This window comes from Grimontia hollisae CIP 101886, from assembly GCF_000176515.1.
GTDB classification, from domain to species: domain Bacteria; phylum Pseudomonadota; class Gammaproteobacteria; order Enterobacterales; family Vibrionaceae; genus Enterovibrio; species Enterovibrio hollisae.
On record NZ_ADAQ01000013.1, the window covers coordinates 833303 to 850271 of the forward strand.

Below are 16969 nucleotides of genomic sequence, written 5' to 3' on the forward strand. Positions count from 1 at the left end.
CGTTCGTTTTTTACACACCTTCTCTTGCACAGAAAAAAACCGATACACCGCTGTATATACCGTCAGTTTGTACCAAGAGAGGTTGTTTCGATTAAAACTAAAAAAGCGCATCGAGAGATGCGCCTTTACACTCTGATTGAGCCTGATTATACGCTGATGCCGCACACATTACAGCTTAAAACTAGGACAGCTGCGACAAAGAGCAAAACGGAACGTTTAAGATTAGTTAACTGCGTCTTTCAGCGCTTTACCCGCTTTAAAGCCAGGGACTTTAGCGGCTGCAATCTTGATTTCTGCACCCGTTTGAGGGTTACGACCTGTGCGTGCTGAGCGCTCACGAACAGAAAAAGTACCGAAACCTACCAGAGCGACTTGCTCACCTTCTTTCAGGCTGTCTGATACTGCTTCAATCAGCGCATCCAGAGCTCGACCTGCTGCTGCTTTAGACAGATCGGCATTTTCTGCAATTTTATCGATTAACTGCGACTTATTCACTTTTTTCATCCCCTTTACAAACGAACCACAAATCCCATTTTTTGCGGAGACGGTTAATATTGACCGCCATTGTTATCTCAACAAGACCCAAAACGCTGTAGCTGTTATGAATTAAGGGCTTGCAGCGTTTCCCTTAACTTAGCCCCCAAAAAAAACGCTGACAAGCCTTTTGCCGGCTGTCAGCGCTTTACGTTGCTTAATTTTGCTGCACGTCACTCTTTTGTGGCGTAACAAGCTCGATTCCGAGAGGGTTGTCCTGCAACGCCAGGATGAGAACATCGTCTATCCAGCGTACTGCATGGATATTGAGGTCCGCTTTGACATTATCAGGGATCTCTTCCAAATCACGCTCGTTCTCTTTCGGGATAATCACCGTTTTAATACCGCCACGGTGTGCCGCCAGCAGTTTCTCTTTCAAACCGCCAATCGGAAGCACTTCGCCGCGCAGGGTAATTTCACCGGTCATCGCCACATCGGCACGTACCGGATTACCGGTCAGGCTGGAAACCAGCGCCGTACACATCGCGATACCCGCACTTGGGCCATCTTTCGGTGTCGCCCCTTCCGGTACGTGAACGTGGATATCACGCTTTTCATAGAAATCGCTGTTGATACCCAGCTTATCCGCCCGGGTACGCACTACAGTCATTGCCGCCTGAATGGACTCCTGCATCACGTCACCCAGAGAACCGGTTTGCGTCAACTTACCTTTACCCGGCATCGACTCGGTTTCAATGGTCAGCAGATCGCCGCCGACCTCTGTCCACGCAAGGCCGGTTACCTGACCAATGCGGTTACTCTCATCGGCTTTGCCGTAATCAAAGCGCTGAACACCCAGAAAATCTTTCAGGTTGTCCTGTGTGATGGTGATGTTTTTCAGTTCTTTGTTCAGCAGAATTTCTTTCACTGATTTACGGCACAGCTTGGAGATTTCACGCTCAAGACCACGTACGCCCGCTTCACGGGTGTAGTAGCGAATAATGCCGATAATTGCCGAGTCTTCGATGGTGATTTCGTGTGGCTTCAAGCCGTTACGTTTCACCTGCTTCTCAACCAAATGCTGCTTGGCAATGTTGAGTTTTTCATCTTCAGTGTAACCTGACAGGCGAATCACTTCCATTCGATCCAGAAGTGGGCCCGGAATGTTCATCGAGTTTGATGTCGCGACGAACATAACGTCAGACAGGTCATAATCCACTTCCAGATAATGGTCGTTAAACGCATTGTTCTGCTCCGGGTCCAGCACTTCCAATAGTGCAGATGACGGGTCGCCACGCATGTCAGACGACATCTTGTCGATTTCATCAAGCAGGAACAGCGGGTTTTTCACGCCCACTTTGGCCATTTTCTGAATAAGCTTACCGGGCAAAGAGCCGATATAGGTGCGGCGGTGACCACGGATTTCCGCTTCATCGCGCACGCCGCCCAATGCCATACGGGTATATTTACGGCCAGTGGCTTTCGCAATCGACTGCCCCAGAGACGTCTTACCGACCCCCGGAGGCCCAACAAGGCACAGGATAGGGCCTTTAAGCTTGTTAATACGGTTTTGTACCGCCAGATACTCCAGAATACGCTCTTTCACGCGCTCAAGGCCGTAGTGGTCGGCGTTGAGGATTTCTTCGGCTTTTGCCAAATCCTTTTTCACTTTTGAACGCTTCGACCATGGCACACTCACCATCCAGTCGATATAGCTGCGAACAACCGTCGCTTCTGCTGACATCGGCGACATCATTTTCAGCTTCTGCAGCTCTTGCTCGGTTTTCTCTTTCGCTTCCTGAGGCATTTTCGATTCTTCAATCTTTTGCTTCAGGCTTTCGAATTCGTCTGGCGCATCATCCAGCTCACCCAGCTCTTTCTGGATGGCTTTCATCTGTTCGTTGAGGTAGTACTCGCGCTGGCTCTTCTCCATCTGCTTTTTCACGCGACTGCGGATGCGTTTCTCAACCTGCAACAGATCGATTTCTGACTCCATCATGGTCATCAGAAATTCCAGGCGCTCAGCAATGTCGATGATTTCCAGCACCTGTTGCTTGTCGTTGAGCTTCAGCGGCATGTGCGCGGCAATGGTGTCAGCCAGACGGGCAGCCTCATCAATGCCATTCAACGATGTCAGCACTTCCGGCGGGATCTTCTTGTTCAGTTTGATAAAGCCTTCAAACTGACTGATCGCCGTGCGCACCAGCACTTCCTGCTCACGCTCATCCATTTCCGGCGTCAGCATGTATTCCGCATCAGCCATGAAGAAATCGTCTTCATGGAAGGTCTTGATTTCAGCACGCTGTAAACCTTCGACCAAGACTTTCACCGTACCATCAGGCAGTTTCAACAACTGAAGAATTGAAGCGACGGTACCGACCTTGTAAAGATCTGCAATAGAAGGGTCGTCAGTCGCGGCATCTTTCTGCGCGACCAACAAAATTTGCTTATCATTGTCCATCGCTGCTTCAAGGCAACGGATGGATTTATCCCGTCCCACAAACAGCGGGATGACCATGTGCGGATAAACAACCACGTCACGCAAAGGCAGGACCGGAATATCAATGCGCTCGGAACGCTCCAAGTTCATATTTTTCTCTCTTCCGTTTTCGTTACTACTGAGTATATGGGGATAGATTGTCAGGATTCAACGGCATAGCCAGCAGAAAGTAAAAAAGGGAGCAAATGCTCCCTTTTTTTGCGCTAGTTTGTTGGTTAAATGAACAATTTAACCCTATATGGGGTACGATTTATTCTGCCCCTGCTGCCTGATTTTCCGACGTTTCATAAATCAGCAGTGGCTCAGATTCCCCTTTGATCACCGATTCGTCAATCACCACCTTGGTGACACCTTTGCTCGACGGCAAATCGTACATGGTGTCAAGCAACACAGCTTCGACAATTGAACGCAAGCCACGCGCACCGGTTTTACGTTCCATCGCTTTCTTGGCAATGGCGGTCAGTGCATCATCACGGAATTCAAGCTCAACGCCATCCAGCTCCAGCAATGCTGCATACTGTTTGGTGAGGGCATTTTTCGGCTCACGCAGAATTTGTACTAACGCGTCTTCATCCAGCTCACCCAGAATAGCCGTAACAGGAAGACGACCGATAAATTCGGGGATCAATCCGTATTTCACCAGATCTTCCGGCTCAACCTTACTGAACAGATCGCTCAGGGAAGCTTCCTGGTCTTTCGAACGCACTTCTGCGCCAAAACCGATACCACTGCCTTTTGCCACACGCTGATCGACCACTTTGTCGAGACCAGCAAATGCACCGCCACAAATAAACAGGATCTTAGACGTATCGACTTGCAGGAATTCCTGTTGTGGATGCTTGCGCCCCCCTTGTGGTGGCACGGACGCAATCGTCCCTTCAACCAGCTTCAGCAAAGCTTGCTGAACACCTTCACCCGACACGTCACGGGTGATAGAAGGATTGTCGGATTTACGTGAAATCTTGTCGATTTCATCGATGTATACGATGCCACGTTCTGCTTTCGCGACGTCGTAATCACACTTCTGGAGCAGCTTCTGGATGATGTTTTCGACATCCTCGCCCACGTAACCAGCTTCAGTCAGGGTGGTAGCATCCGCCATTGTAAATGGCACATCCAGGAAGCGCGCCAGCGTCTCAGCCAGCAGCGTCTTACCGCTACCTGTTGGACCTATCAGAAGAATATTACTTTTGCCCAGTTCGACGCCATCAGCCGTGGTATCACCATTGCGAAGGCGTTTGTAGTGGTTGTACACCGCTACAGAAAGCACTTTCTTGGCGCGATCCTGTCCGATAACATAGTCATCAAGATGCGCCCGGATCTCTTGTGGCGTCGGAAGCTCATTACTGTCGCGCTTAGGCATGACCTCTTTTATTTCTTCACGAATGATGTCGTTACACAGGTCAACACACTCATCGCAGATATAAACAGAAGGTCCAGCAATTAACTTGCGTACTTCATGCTGGCTTTTGCCGCAGAAAGAGCAGTAAAGCAGTTTTCCGCTGCCACCGTCTTTTCGCTTGTCTGTCATTCGCTAACCTCTTAAGGCCTTCGCCTATGTTTGCCATGATCTGAGTCTATATCATCCCGGCCGAAATTTCCGACCATCGAAAGACTCAATTCCGGGACAAGAAACGTCAGGAACGCCTAACTGTCTCAGAATTCAATTATTAATCGCGCTTATTTAAGACCGCATCAACCAGACCGTAATTCACTGCATCCTGCGCAGCCATAAAGTTGTCACGGTCGGTGTCACGCTCAATGACTTCGAGCGGTTGACCGGTATGTTCCGCTAACAGGGTGTTCAGCCTGTGCTTGATAGTCAGGATTTCCTGCGCGTGAATCTGAATATCCGATGCCTGCCCCTGGAACCCACCCAATGGCTGGTGAATCATTACACGGGAGTTAGGCAAACAGTAACGTTTACCTTTCGCCCCACCCGCCAGCAGGAATGCCCCCATTGAACACGCTTGTCCCATACACACCGTGCTTACATCCGGTTTAATGTACTGCATTGTGTCATAAATAGACATACCTGCGGTCACTGAACCACCGGGGGAGTTGATGTAAAGAAAAATGTCCTTGTCCGGATTTTCTGATTCCAGAAACAGTAATTGCGCAACCACAAGGTTTGCCATGTGATCTTCCACCTGACCGGTCAAGAAGATCACACGTTCTTTCAGAAGACGGGAATAGATGTCATACGAACGTTCACCGCGGGAGGTTTGCTCGACCACCATCGGCACCAATGCATCCATGATAGAAGGCATTCCGTTTTTTTCTTGAAAGCTCATAGTGTTATATCCCTAAAATAAATGGCCCGGATGAAATGATTTCATACGGACCATTGTTATCAGAAGAGTGAATTCTAAGTCAAATGTCCACTCAGCAATTCTAGCACTTATGCTTGAACTGGGTTCATCAGCTCAGAGAAAGATTGTGCTTTTTCAGAAACGTTTGCTTTCGCCAGCAGCGCTTCAATCGCTTGTTCTTCCAGCGCCAGGTTACGCATGTTGTCCATCAAACGCTGGTCTTTCTCGTAGTAAGCAACCACTTCAGCTGGATCTTCGTACGCAGACGCCATTTCTTCAATCAGTGCTTTAACGCGCTCTTCGTCAGCTTTCAGCTCTTCTGACTTGATCACTTCGCCCAGCAGCAGGCCAACTACAACGCGACGCTTCGCTTGTTCTTCGAACAGTTCACGTGGCAGTTCTGGTGCATTTTTCATGTTGCCACCAAAACGCTGAACCGCTTGCTGGCGCAGAACGTTAACTTCCTGATCGATCAGGGCTGACGGTACGTCGATGTTGTTGTGCTCTACCAGGCCATCAATCACTTGTTCTTTGATCTTGTTCTTAACGGCTTGCTTCAGCTCACGCTCCATGTTTTTACGCACTTCTGCTTTCAGGCCTTCAACGCTGCCGTCTTCAACGCCGAAACGTGCAACGAATTCTTCCGTCAGTTCTGGCAGTTCCTGTGCTTCTACTTTGATCAGTTTGATGTCGAACTTCGCCGCTTTCCCTTTCAGGTTTTCTGCGTGGTAGTCTTCTGGGAAGGTCACGTCGATAGTGAATTCCTCACCCGCTTTCTTACCCACGATACCGTCTTCAAAGCCTGGGATCATGCGGCCTTGGCCCATCACCAGTGCAAAGCCTTCCGCTTTACCGCCTTCGAATTCTTCGCCATCGATAGAACCGGTGAAATCCATGGTAACGCGGCTGGTTGCTTCTGCTGCAGCATCCACTTCTGACCAAGACGCCTGCTGCTTACGCAGGGTTTCGATCATTTCTTCAACGTCTTCGTCTTTTACTTCAGTCAGTGGTTTCACCACCTCTACTTTATCCAGATCTTTCAGCTCGATTTCTGGATACACTTCAAAAGACGCTTTAAAGACCAGATCTTTGCCTTCTTCAGTGTCAACCGGTGTGAAGGTTGGTGCACCTGCTGGATTGATTTTTTCTTTGATGATGGCTTCGATGAAGTGACGCTGCATCACTTCGCCCATCACGTCGTTACGTACAGCTTTGCCGTACATGCGTGAAACCATCTTCAAAGGCACTTTACCTTTACGGAAACCATCGAAGCGACGATTTTTAGCAATATTGCGAAGTTCTGCAGTCACAGCGTCTTCGATGTTTGCTGCTGGAACGGTGATAGTCAGGTGGCGCTCTAGGCCTTCTGTGGTTTCAACGGTAACTTGCATTGTATTAATAACCTCAAAACTTACTCAGGGTCGCTGAGTGATGTTGCCCGGCTCCTGCCGGTAGCATCCTTTCGTGCTACAGCGAATCTTCGCCATAGCGCCTGTGAATCTGGATACACAGCACGTTTGCACAGGTATCGAATAACCTCAAAAGATGAGGCATGATTTTTAAGACGCGCCATTATAGCGGCACCGCCCTGCTGAGTCGAGACAGGTCAAGACCATCGTGATGTTTCTGTGAGATTGGGGCGGGAAATAAGGACTGGGGACTGGGGACTGGGGACTGGGGACTGGGGACTGGGGACTGGGGACTGGGGACTGGGGACTGGGGACTGGGGACTGGGGACTGGGGACTGGGGACTGGGGACTGGGGACTGGGGACTGGGGACTGGGGACTGGGGACTGGGGACTGGGGACTGGGGACTGGGGACTGGGGACTGGGGACTGGGGACTGGGGACTGGGGACTGGGGACTGGGGACTGGGGACTGGGGACTGGGGACTGGGGACTGCAGGATTTTGGATAGTGCTTGGAGAAAGTCAAGCTCTTTGCTCTTCCTAGACCTTTCTTTTCCTAGGTCCCAGGATCGCTCTTTTGTTTACCCTAGGGCCTAAATTATCAACTTCGGGAAGTTACGGTTAGACGCTTTCGGGGAAAAATTGCGATGAGAAAATGTAGGAGGAAGAAGCAGAAAGTGGCACGCCCTACAGGATTCGAACCTGTGACCCACGGCTTAGAAGGCCGTTGCTCTATCCAACTGAGCTAAGGGCGCACTTGAATCACATCGCAGTGTGGATGTGGGGTAGGATTATAAAGGCCGGAGTGTTGGCGTCAACGGTTTTCCTTGCGTCTTACTGTTAACTGCCTAAGAAACAAACATGGTGACTTATCTTCATACCGCTCGATCCATTTTCATTTCACTGTTTCCTTCCATTAACAAATAAAGCACGTGCCAACGATAAAATCATTTCATCGTCCAGAGTCTTGTGCTTTTGTCGTCCACAGCAGATATTGCAGCGCCATCAATATCATTATTAAGAAGAAAGAAGAATGAGCGAATTTTTGAATATTTCCCCGTTTAGTTGGGCTGGTGTGCTCGCATGTGCCGCCTGCGGCTGGGTGTTGGGTCTGGAGCGTCAACTCCGTGGCAAACCTGTCGGTATTCGTACCGCCATTCTGATTATTCTTGGTACATATCTTTTTATGCGTCTGGCCACGTCCCTGTCTGACAACTCACTTGACCATGCCCGGGTATTGGGCCAGATCGTGACCGGTGTCGGCTTTTTAGGCGCAGGCGTGATGATGGCGCGAGATGGACAAGTTCAGGGGGTCACCTCTGCGGCCGTCGTTTGGTTAATGGCCGGCCTTGGCTTGATTATCGCTTTTGACTACTGGCGACAGGCGGTGCTGCTCTGTGCATTTGTGTTGTTTGTGTTAGTTGGGATAGACAAAGTAGAAACCACCTTTTCATCGCTGACGAAAGGTGTACACAGACGTTGGGAGAAAAAACGCAAAAAGCCGGCAAATCATGCCGATGTTGTCGATTGAATGACAAACGCACAGCACCGCCACCTCCATCAGTATTTTTTCTGATTACGATAAAATTATCTCTCTTTACGTTTATTGGTGGCGAAATAATAATCGCGCCAGATCGCAACACTTCAGAAACAAAACCTGTGCTTCCTGCGCAGGTTTTTCAATTCAATTTCAGACGATTAAGGAAAAACATTGCAACAGAATCCTGTTATGCAGGCTGATCGCAACAGCCCACTGGTACCGGTTCTCAGCCTGAGCCTGTTTGCCGTCGCATCAGGTTTTCTGATGAGCCTTATTCCGCTGGCCCTGGAGGCCCGCAGCATGTCTGTCAGCCTCGCCTCCTGGCTGGCGAGCGTGTTTTACGCTGGTCTTCTGGGCGGGGCGCTGATCAGTGCGCGCATTGTCGGCAAGTTTGGTCACCGCCATGCATTAATCGCGTTTTTGCTGATTGTTGTGAGTACCGTCGGCCTGATGGCATTCAGTGCCTCAGCGGCTGCCTGGCTATTCGCCCGTTTTGTGGCAGGCGTTGCCGTTGCAGGCGTCTTCGTGGTGATCGAATCCTGGCTGCTGATGGCAGACACAGAAAAAGCACGTGCCAAACGTCTGGGCCTGTATATGGCATCACTGTATGGTGGCTCCGCACTGGGTCAGCTGGGTATTGGGCTGTTCGGTACAACTGGGGCGATGCCACTGATGGTGGTTGCAAGCCTTTTCTCTGCGGCCATTCTGCCACCTTTGGTGTTTAAAAAAGGCCGCCCCAAAGCGATTGCCCACACAAGCATTAAAGTGAGCGAAATGAAAACCTTGCCCTCGGCTGCCTACATTGGCTGCATCGTTTCTGGTCTGGTATTGGGCGCAGTGTATGGCCTGTTACCTCTGGATCTGGAAAGCAGCTACAGCCACGATAAAGTCGGCGCATTGATGGCGATTGTGATCCTGGGGGGCATGGTGGTGCAGCCACTGGTAAGCTGGTTAAACGCCCGTATGGATAAAGCCTTGCTGATGGCGCTATGCTGCTCTGTGGGCCTGTTATCCATTGCCATGATTGAAATTGCCACCGTGGCAGGCGGCGTAATGGCGGGTATGTTTCTGCTGGGCGCATCCGCTTTTGCGCTCTATCCTGTGGCGATCACCCTGGCTTGCCGCTATGTTGACGAATCAAAAATTGTGGCTGCCGCCGAGCTGATGCTGTTGAGCTACAGTGTGGGTTCCGTGATTGGCCCGGTATTAGCAGGTAAAGCCATGGCGATGACAGGTGGCTTGATGTTTTACTTTGTGGTGTGCTTTGCCGCAACGCTGCTTTATATGCTGCTGTCTACCAAACGTAACCGCCACACAGGAACAGATGGCGTCGACGAAGCCATGTCTGTTGATATGTAGTGCCTGTTGCCATGTATTTATCCAGCAAGGCGCAAACCGATTGCGCCTTGTCCCTTCTTCCCCTGTTTTTCTTCTGCCATTAACCTGCTTCTGTCGTTTACTGCGCAGCAAACGTGCCAGACTTCACGTTGCAAGGTTTCCCATACAGACTGAGGAAAAACACCCTTTACCGTACAGCGGACGCAATTTCTTGGCGTATTTTTTTGACACTCATCACAAATACAACCTGAAAACGCTTAACTTACTCTTTTACAAGAAAAAGACTTAGTACGAACAGGGAAACATCTAACCATATCGCGTTCTGTATTAATCGTCTTGTCTATTTTTTCTAGCAGCTTTCTTCCTTTGTTTGCCAGCTTTATAGACTCAAAACAACCAGAAAAAAAGACAACGACACAAAATCGTCACCAAACCCGCCTTTTAGTCACTCACGTTGTATCGCGTCTTTTTATTAATCAACAAATTCAATAGGTTATTAATTTTACTTACTAATTAATCAATATTGTTTTGTACATTTAACACTCAATTCTAAGCTCAAGATGAAAGGTCTCTTTTGTGGGACACATCACAGTTTAGGAGGTGTTGTATGTTTCTTTGGTTACGCAACCTGTCCACCGCGATTTTTGCTCTCATTACATTGCAAGGCTGCTTCCTTACCAATGGTCCGTTAGAGTATGCCGATGAAACCAACGCTCCTTCTGTCAACTATCTCCCCATTGGCGTGCCCTTTTTGCTGGGCGGTCATGGATCCAGTGTGCCTATCTCTGAAGAACTAAGCTTGACTGCAAAACATATCGCCAAACTTGATTACAGCGATGTGGTGGCTTATCACCCCGATTGCGATGTGGCCGTCATTAAAGAGAACAACCAAGGCAAAACCATCGCCTCTCTCGGCACCGTGTCACAGGCAGAGTCGGTGACAACCGTGGGTATGGGTTTGACGGGCAAGGTGCTGGTTGGCAAAGGAAAGTACTATCTGGATGTCAATTTCGTGGACAGTGCGATGTTTGCCAACTGCCCGGCCAGTATCACGGATGCGCCGGTTCAGTCTGGTATGAGTGGCGGGGGAACTTACAACCATCAGGGAGAACTGGTGGGGATTGTCTCGGGTATGTCCGGTTCAGGGTTCAGGCTGCTTGATGGCACATCACTGGGCAATGAAAGAACCAGTATCTTTGTTTCCACGCTGCACATCCGCCCCTGGTTGGTCAATGTGGTTGAGGCCTACTACGACGATTCAATCAAGAACCTCACCGCCTCAAAGATCACCGTCTCAACACATTTTCTGGGTGATAAATCACATTAAACGCAAACGTTTGCGGTGTAGCCATGTCACATTTTTTTTGTCAAAATAGCGACACTTTCCCGTCTCTCTTTGCCAAAGGAAAAACATGGCCGCTCAAATCATTGATGGAAAACTCATTTCACAAACCGTTCGTCAGGAAGTTGCTGCGCGTGTAGAAGCAAGAAAAGCCGCGGGCTTGCGTGCACCTGGCCTTGCTGTGGTGTTGGTCGGAGACGACCCGGCATCGCAGGTTTACGTCGGCAGTAAACGCCGCGTGTGCGAAGAAGTGGGGTTTGTCTCAAAATCGTATGACTTGCCCGCTTCCACCCCAGAAGCTGATCTGCTGGCGCTGATCGACACGCTGAACCAAGACCCAGAGATTGACGGCATTCTGGTCCAGCTCCCGCTGCCGGCACAGATGGACCCCACCAACGTCCTCGAGCGCATTCATCCAGAGAAAGATGTCGACGGCTTCCACCCTTATAACATTGGCCGCCTGTGCCAGCGCATCCCAACACTGCGTTCTTGTACCCCTAAAGGTATCATCACCCTGCTGGATCGCTACAACATTCCACTGCGTGGCAAACATGCCGTGGTGATAGGCGCATCCAACATCGTCGGCCGCCCGATGACCATGGAATTGCTGCTGGCAGGTTGCACCACCACCACCTGCCACCGCTTTACCAAAGACCTGGAACACCATGTTCGTCAGGCAGATTTACTGGTGGTTGCCGTAGGTAAGCCGAATTTCATCCCCGGTGAGTGGATTAAACCTGGCGCGGTAGTTATTGATGTGGGTATTAATCGATTGGAAGATGGCAAGTTGGTAGGTGATGTGGAATATGCGGTCGCCGCAGAAAGAGCCAGCCATATCACCCCCGTTCCCGGTGGTGTGGGGCCAATGACTGTCGCCACACTGATTGAAAATACACTGCTGGCCTGTGAGCAGTTTCATGCCTGATTGGCGTTTTTGACTGAACAAGCAGGGCAGCCTGTGGCGCTGCCCTGAAATAAAAGGAGAGTTTTAGCCGTTCAGGCCGTTTCTTCAATAAAAGGCGTTTTACCCATCCATTGACGAATTTTTGATGTGATGCGGAAGATATAGCTGATGGTCATAAAGTAAACCACAAACAGCGCCAGGAAGCCGATAAACATCGCGGTTTCATTGACCTGATAGATTTCACCGGCCACACCGATCCCCGCAAACGTGATCGCCAGAAGGCAAATCACCCCCAGTGTCATGCGTGGCGACAATCCAATACGCTGGCAAATGTGGTGCAGATGTTCACGATCCGGTTGAAATGGCGAGTGCCCTTTACGGATGCGACGCGTCATGATGGTTGCCATGTCCATCAATGGCAGGGCGATAAACCACAACGCTGCCACCGGGCGAATGGTACTGTCGCTTTCGCCTTGAGAGGCACGAATAAGAAACCACACCACAGTAAAGCCAATCAGCATGCTGCCTGCATCGCCCATAAAAATCTTAAACCGCGGCCCCAACGGAATACCGAGGTTCAGCAAAATATACGGAATGAGCGCCGCAATAAACATCAGGCAGTTCAAGGCAAGCGAGGTATGACCATGCAGCCAGAACATCATCGCCAGCGCACTGAATGATACCGACGCCAACCCGCCCAGCAGCCCGTCGATGCCGTCCACCATGTTAAAGGCATTAATGGCCCCGATCACCGCAAGAATCGTTACCACATAGCTCACCCAATCCGGCAAGACTAACGGCACGTTACCGGCAATGCTGCCAAGGTGTTCAAGGCCCAGCCCCGCAAAGCAGATCATAGACAGGGAAATGCCCGCCTGCACCGCAAGACGCACCTTAAAACTGATATCAAACTTATCGTCCAGCACCCCAACCGCAATCAACACGGCACCGCACCCCAGATATAGCCAGTCTTCTTGGGTGATATCGAGGTATAACAGGGAGGCCAACAAAATCGCGCTATAAATCGACACGCCCCCCACCAAAGGGATCGCCCCTTGATGCAGCTTGCGCGCATTCGGTTTATCGACCAAGTCAATCTTTTTAGCCACCTTCCGGAAACAGAAAAGCAGCACAAAAGACAGCAGAAATGTGGTTAAGATTGGCAATAACATGATGTTTTCGGTTTTGTTGTTGGAAAAATAAGGGCTCAGGAATAGAGCCCTATGGATGTAGAGAACAGAGATAAGAACAATGGGATATTCGATGCGAGATACGAAAGCTATTCAGAAACTTGCAACTGTCATCTAGTCACAGCCGAAAAGATCCCGGGTATACACCTTCTCCATCACATCTGATAGTTCTTCCGTCATACGATTTGAGACAATCACGTCTGCTTTCGCCTTGAACGCGTCTAAATCGGTGATCACTTCTGAATGGAAGAATTCTTTTTCTTCAACGATATCGACAGCAATAACATGGTAGTTTTGCGTCAATAACATCGCATTGGACAGGCCGACATAGCCTGTCCCAGCAATGGCAATCTTCATGGTTATCTTGCAGATTTAAGCAAAGGCAGTAGTTTGAATTTTGGTCAGCGCTTGCGTTACAAGAAAATGAGCTTGTTGTTCACTATCTGACTCAGCATAACAGCGAAGTTCAGGAGCATTCCCTGAAGGCCTAAAGTGAATGATATCGCCATTCACTAAAGTAATGCGCAAACCATCCGTCAGATCTGTGCTCTCTACTTGCACATTTTCAAATCCCAACGATGCCAGAAAAAGTTCAGATTTTGCTTTAGCTACTTCCAATATCGCTACACTTTTTTCGGTTGCAAAATTCTGTATACGATCGCTATGCGTATAGCGCTTCGGAAGCTGTTCAACCATTTGAGAAATAGGAGTACTTCTTGATGCTGAAAGCAACATCAAAGCAGGCAGAACCGCATCTCGTGTAGGTAGCGCTTTAATAGTAACACCATCAAACACCGTATCTGTCCCTAGAAGGAAGCCACCATTTGCTTCAAAACCAGCAACTGATTTGTAAGTTTTCGCCAGGTCATCAAACTCGGCAATCACATACGGCGAACCGATTTTAGTGCGCGTAGTGTGTGTGAAAGCCTCCGAAAGCTCTACTGCAGTATTGCAGCTGACGGGTAGTGCTAACGCTTCAATACCCAGTTCTTTCGCACACAACAACCCTAGAATATCACCTCTCAACCAGTTCCCTTTCTCATCTGATACTAATGGCCTGTCACCATCGCCATCTGTGGAGAAAATAAAATCCAAGTCATGTTCTTTCGACCAATTGAATGCTTTCAGTTTGTCAGATTCTGATACCGCTTCAGTATCGATAGGAATAAACTGATCACTACGTTCCAGTGAAATCACTTCTGCACCCAAGCTTTCAAATATTTTTGCGTACAAGTCACGCCCAGCACTAGAGTGTTCGTAGATGCCAACTCGACGCCCCTTTAGAAATTGAGAGTTAAACAGCGAAGTGTAGCGCTCTATATAAACTTCAGCTGCTCTTGTACTGATATCTAACGCCGACCCATCGCTTGAGAGAGTAAACTCCACACCAGCATTCAAAATCGCGATTTCATCATCTTTAGTAATTTCTCCATCAGGACGATAAAACTTAAGGCCGTTGCGATCGAAAGGTATATGACTGCCTGTTACCATAATACAAGGAATAGCGTCTTGCATAGCAACATAAGCCAATGCGGGTGTTGGAACTACACCATAGTAGATTGGGTTTAGGCCCATTTCTTTTACTGCGTTGATAATAGCCTTAGCTATTTTTGGGCTGCTAGGTCGATTATCAATCGCAATAGCAACTGAATCAAAATTAAATTTATCACGTATTGAACCAATAAATGCATAGGTAAACGCAGTACATACTTCGGGGGTGAAATCTTCAACCAAACCACGTGAACCACTCGTACCAAACTGAACACCAGAGCCAGTTATTACATTGGAAGTAATAAACATGTTATGACCTTTTAAAAAACTGAGGGATCTTGGAAGTATTCTTTAATATAATTGCCTTAAACCAAGGAATATTATTATTTTTTAATGCGCGAATATCTTCATTTGTTTTTCTAATAATATTCGATAGGTTGCGATTACTTGCACCACCAACACGCATTTTGATCAGAACTTTTGGGAGATAGGACAATTTCACCTCTCTCACCCACAAATATCTCAAAATAGAGTCATAGTCTGCTGATATTTTGTATGAAAGATCAAAGTAACCATGTCTGTCATAAAGTGACTTCTTCATATAGAAAGTGGGATGTGGCGGCATCCAACCGCTAGTCACTTTTTCCCTGCTATAAGGCTTTGACTCCCAATTCCTTAATACTTTTTCAATATTTAACTTATCGACATACTGGAGATCAGCATATACTGCATCAGAGCTCTCTCTATCGAAGGTTGATACAATATCAGCCACAGCATCAGGATATGCGAAAACATCATCAGAGTGTAAGAATCCGACGATATCACCTGTTGCAACACTTATTCCCTTATTAAGGGCATCGTATATACCGGCGTCTTTTTCAGAGATAATAGTTTTTACTCGTGTACAGTTTTCTGAGATCACATTCAGAGTATTATCTGTTGAATCACCATCAACAATGATATACTCGATGTTTTGATACGTTTGCACTTCAAGTGAGCGAAGCGTGTCAATGATAGTGCCTGCACTATTATATGTAGCTGTAATAATACTTACTTTCATTAATACCCTACGCCGTAATTCTCGATACGTACAACATCATCCTCAGAAAGGTAGGCACCTGATCTCACTTCAATAAGTTCCAATGGAATTTGCCCTGGATTTTCAATGGAGTGAGGCTCTCCAATAGGAATGTAAGTTGACTCATTTTCTGTCAGGAGAAAGCAGTTTTTCCCGTTTCTTACTTTTGCTGTGCCCTTTACTACAATCCAATGTTCTGCACGATGGTAGTGCATCTGCGTGGCTGTTTTTTCACCTGGTTTCACCGTTACGTGCTTAACATGGAATCTATCACCAGCAGCTATTTCATCATGTGTTCCCCAAGGACGGTAAACTTCCCTATGTTGCAGGTGCTCATAGCGCTCATTATCTGAAAGTTGGTTCACGATACTCTTAACATCTTGAACCTTGTCCTTATGAGCAACTAAAACAGCATCTTTAGTTTCGACCACCACCAAATCCTTGACACCGACAGTAGCAACAAGCTTACTTTGAGAATACACATAGCTGTTCGAAGTACTTTCCGTCAGCACGTCACCTTGAATCACATTGCCTTCACTGTCTTTCGGACTGACTTCCCATAACGATGACCAAGAGCCGACATCACTCCACTTCGCGTCTAGAGGCACAACCGCTGCATCGTTTGTCTTTTCCATCACCGCGTAATCAATAGAATCACTCGGACATTCAGAAAAGATATCTGCTGGAATACGGAAAAAATCCAGATCTTCTTCAGCGTTATCCAAAGCCTTTCTACACACTCTCAGGATCTCGGGTGAGTAATTTTCTAATTCCCTAATGAACTTTGATGCCTTGAATAAGAACATCCCACTGTTCCAAAAACAATCACCACACTCGCAGTAATATTGAGCAATATCCAGAGAAGGCTTTTCAACAAATGCATCGACCCTGAAAGTATTCTCACAAATAGATTCACCACTACGAATATAGCCATAACCTGTTTCTGGACGACTTGGAATGATGCCGAAAGTGACTAACTTTCCATTCTCTGCACTCTGTTTGGCCACTTCGATAGCATCAACAAATGCTTGAGTATCTTGAATAACATGGTCTGCTGCTAGTACCAACAATAAAGGATCTTCACCACTCTCAATTGCCTTTAATGCAGCCAGTGCTATTGCTGGAGCGGTGTTTTTTCCCATGGGCTCAAGAATTATACTGTTATTATTGATATTTGCTTTTCTTAACTGTTCAGCAACGATAAATCTATGTTCTTCGTTACAAATAAAAATCGATGGTTGGTGAGCTAAGCCTTGAAGTCTATTTACTGTTTCCTGCAACATTGTTGCATTCTTGGTGAGAGACAAAAACTGTTTTGGGTATAGCGTTCTGGATAACGGCCAGAGGCGACTTCCTGAGCCACCTGCCATAATGACGGGTAATAACATAGTTT

13 protein-coding genes, 1 tRNA gene and 1 pseudogene are annotated in these 16969 nt (G+C 48.0%); 4 read left to right on the forward strand and 11 right to left on the reverse strand.

The window, feature by feature from the left end; all coding sequences use genetic code 11:
• Positions 1-222: 222 nt before the first annotated feature.
• The 6 genes from hupB to VHA_RS16645 form a co-directional block, all read right to left on the reverse strand.
• The gene (hupB, locus tag VHA_RS16615; RefSeq protein ID WP_040529314.1) at positions 223-495 is read right to left on the reverse strand and encodes a nucleoid-associated protein HU-beta; all 273 of its coding nucleotides are present in this window, start codon (positions 493-495) and stop codon (positions 223-225) included.
• A gap of 196 nt (positions 496-691) precedes the next feature.
• On the reverse strand, positions 692-3064 hold the full coding sequence (gene lon, locus VHA_RS16620) for an endopeptidase La (RefSeq protein WP_005506441.1): 2373 nt from the start codon (positions 3062-3064) through the stop codon (positions 692-694).
• Between the two features lie 160 nt (positions 3065-3224).
• Positions 3225-4505: an ATP-dependent protease ATP-binding subunit ClpX gene (gene clpX, locus VHA_RS16625; protein WP_005506442.1), complete on the reverse strand. Its 1281-nt coding sequence runs from the start codon at positions 4503-4505 to the stop codon at positions 3225-3227.
• Positions 4506-4644: 139 nt separating this feature from the next.
• Positions 4645-5268, reverse strand: coding sequence for an ATP-dependent Clp endopeptidase proteolytic subunit ClpP (clpP, locus tag VHA_RS16630; RefSeq protein ID WP_005506443.1), 624 nt, complete (start codon positions 5266-5268; stop codon positions 4645-4647).
• A 107-nt stretch (positions 5269-5375) separates the two neighbouring features.
• Positions 5376-6677 (reverse strand): trigger factor, encoded by a 1302-nt coding sequence (tig, locus tag VHA_RS16635; protein ID WP_005506444.1) that lies wholly within the window; start codon positions 6675-6677, stop codon positions 5376-5378.
• A gap of 694 nt (positions 6678-7371) precedes the next feature.
• A tRNA-Arg gene (locus VHA_RS16645) sits at positions 7372-7448 on the reverse strand.
• A gap of 278 nt (positions 7449-7726) precedes the next feature.
• On the opposite strand from VHA_RS16645, the gene VHA_RS16650 reads away from it, so the two are divergent.
• The 4 genes from VHA_RS16650 (at position 7727) to folD (ending at position 11838) form a co-directional block, all read left to right on the forward strand.
• Entirely contained in the window at positions 7727-8224 is a 498-nt protein-coding gene (locus tag VHA_RS16650; protein WP_005506445.1) for an MgtC/SapB family protein, read from the forward strand.
• A gap of 180 nt (positions 8225-8404) precedes the next feature.
• A complete protein-coding gene (locus VHA_RS16655) occupies positions 8405-9592 on the forward strand; it encodes an MFS transporter (protein ID WP_005506446.1) in 1188 nt (395 codons plus the stop codon).
• 586 nt (positions 9593-10178) lie between these two features.
• Positions 10179-10898, forward strand: coding sequence for a trypsin-like peptidase domain-containing protein (locus VHA_RS16660; protein WP_005506451.1), 720 nt, complete (start codon positions 10179-10181; stop codon positions 10896-10898).
• 85 nt (positions 10899-10983) lie between these two features.
• A complete protein-coding gene (gene folD, locus VHA_RS16665; protein WP_005506453.1) occupies positions 10984-11838 on the forward strand; it encodes a bifunctional methylenetetrahydrofolate dehydrogenase/methenyltetrahydrofolate cyclohydrolase FolD in 855 nt (284 codons plus the stop codon).
• Positions 11839-11909: 71 nt separating this feature from the next.
• Here folD and wecA read toward each other — a convergent pair whose 3' ends face one another.
• From wecA to VHA_RS16690, 5 genes and pseudogenes are all read right to left on the reverse strand, one after another.
• A complete protein-coding gene (gene wecA / locus VHA_RS16670) occupies positions 11910-12989 on the reverse strand; it encodes a UDP-N-acetylglucosamine--undecaprenyl-phosphate N-acetylglucosaminephosphotransferase (RefSeq protein ID WP_005506455.1) in 1080 nt (359 codons plus the stop codon).
• 132 nt (positions 12990-13121) lie between these two features.
• A pseudogene (locus VHA_RS19270) lies at positions 13122-13268 on the reverse strand (UDP-glucose 6-dehydrogenase); the annotation flags it as partial.
• A gap of 111 nt (positions 13269-13379) precedes the next feature.
• Complete coding sequence (locus VHA_RS16680) at positions 13380-14807, reverse strand: phosphomannomutase (protein ID WP_005506463.1); 1428 nt, start codon at positions 14805-14807, stop codon at positions 13380-13382.
• A gap of 1 nt (position 14808) precedes the next feature.
• Entirely contained in the window at positions 14809-15558 is a 750-nt protein-coding gene (locus tag VHA_RS16685; protein ID WP_005506465.1) for a glycosyltransferase family 2 protein, read from the reverse strand.
• On the reverse strand, positions 15558-16964 hold the full coding sequence (locus VHA_RS16690; RefSeq protein WP_005506467.1) for a mannose-1-phosphate guanylyltransferase/mannose-6-phosphate isomerase: 1407 nt from the start codon (positions 16962-16964) through the stop codon (positions 15558-15560). Before VHA_RS16690 ends, VHA_RS16685 begins: the two co-directional genes overlap by 1 nt.
• Positions 16965-16969: the final 5 nt, after the last annotated feature.

Bases quoted from the DNA above. Each gene is read 5' to 3' on its own strand.
- lon (WP_005506441.1), bottom strand. From the start codon at position 3,064: ATGAACTTGGAGCGTTCCGAGCGCATTGATATTCCGGTCCTGCCTTTG.
- clpX (WP_005506442.1), bottom strand. From the start codon at position 4,505: ATGACAGACAAGCGAAAAGACGGTGGCAGCGGAAAACTGCTTTACTGC.
- clpP (WP_005506443.1), bottom strand. From the start codon at position 5,268: ATGAGCTTTCAAGAAAAAAACGGAATGCCTTCTATCATGGATGCATTG.
- tig (WP_005506444.1), bottom strand. From the start codon at position 6,677: ATGCAAGTTACCGTTGAAACCACAGAAGGCCTAGAGCGCCACCTGACT.
- VHA_RS16650 (WP_005506445.1), top strand. From the start codon at position 7,727: ATGAGCGAATTTTTGAATATTTCCCCGTTTAGTTGGGCTGGTGTGCTC.
- VHA_RS16660 (WP_005506451.1), top strand. From the start codon at position 10,179: ATGTTTCTTTGGTTACGCAACCTGTCCACCGCGATTTTTGCTCTCATT.
- folD (WP_005506453.1), top strand. From the start codon at position 10,984: ATGGCCGCTCAAATCATTGATGGAAAACTCATTTCACAAACCGTTCGT.
- wecA (WP_005506455.1), bottom strand. From the start codon at position 12,989: ATGTTATTGCCAATCTTAACCACATTTCTGCTGTCTTTTGTGCTGCTT.
- VHA_RS16680 (WP_005506463.1), bottom strand. From the start codon at position 14,807: ATGTTTATTACTTCCAATGTAATAACTGGCTCTGGTGTTCAGTTTGGT.
- VHA_RS16685 (WP_005506465.1), bottom strand. From the start codon at position 15,558: ATGAAAGTAAGTATTATTACAGCTACATATAATAGTGCAGGCACTATC.
- VHA_RS16690 (WP_005506467.1), bottom strand. From the start codon at position 16,964: ATGTTATTACCCGTCATTATGGCAGGTGGCTCAGGAAGTCGCCTCTGG.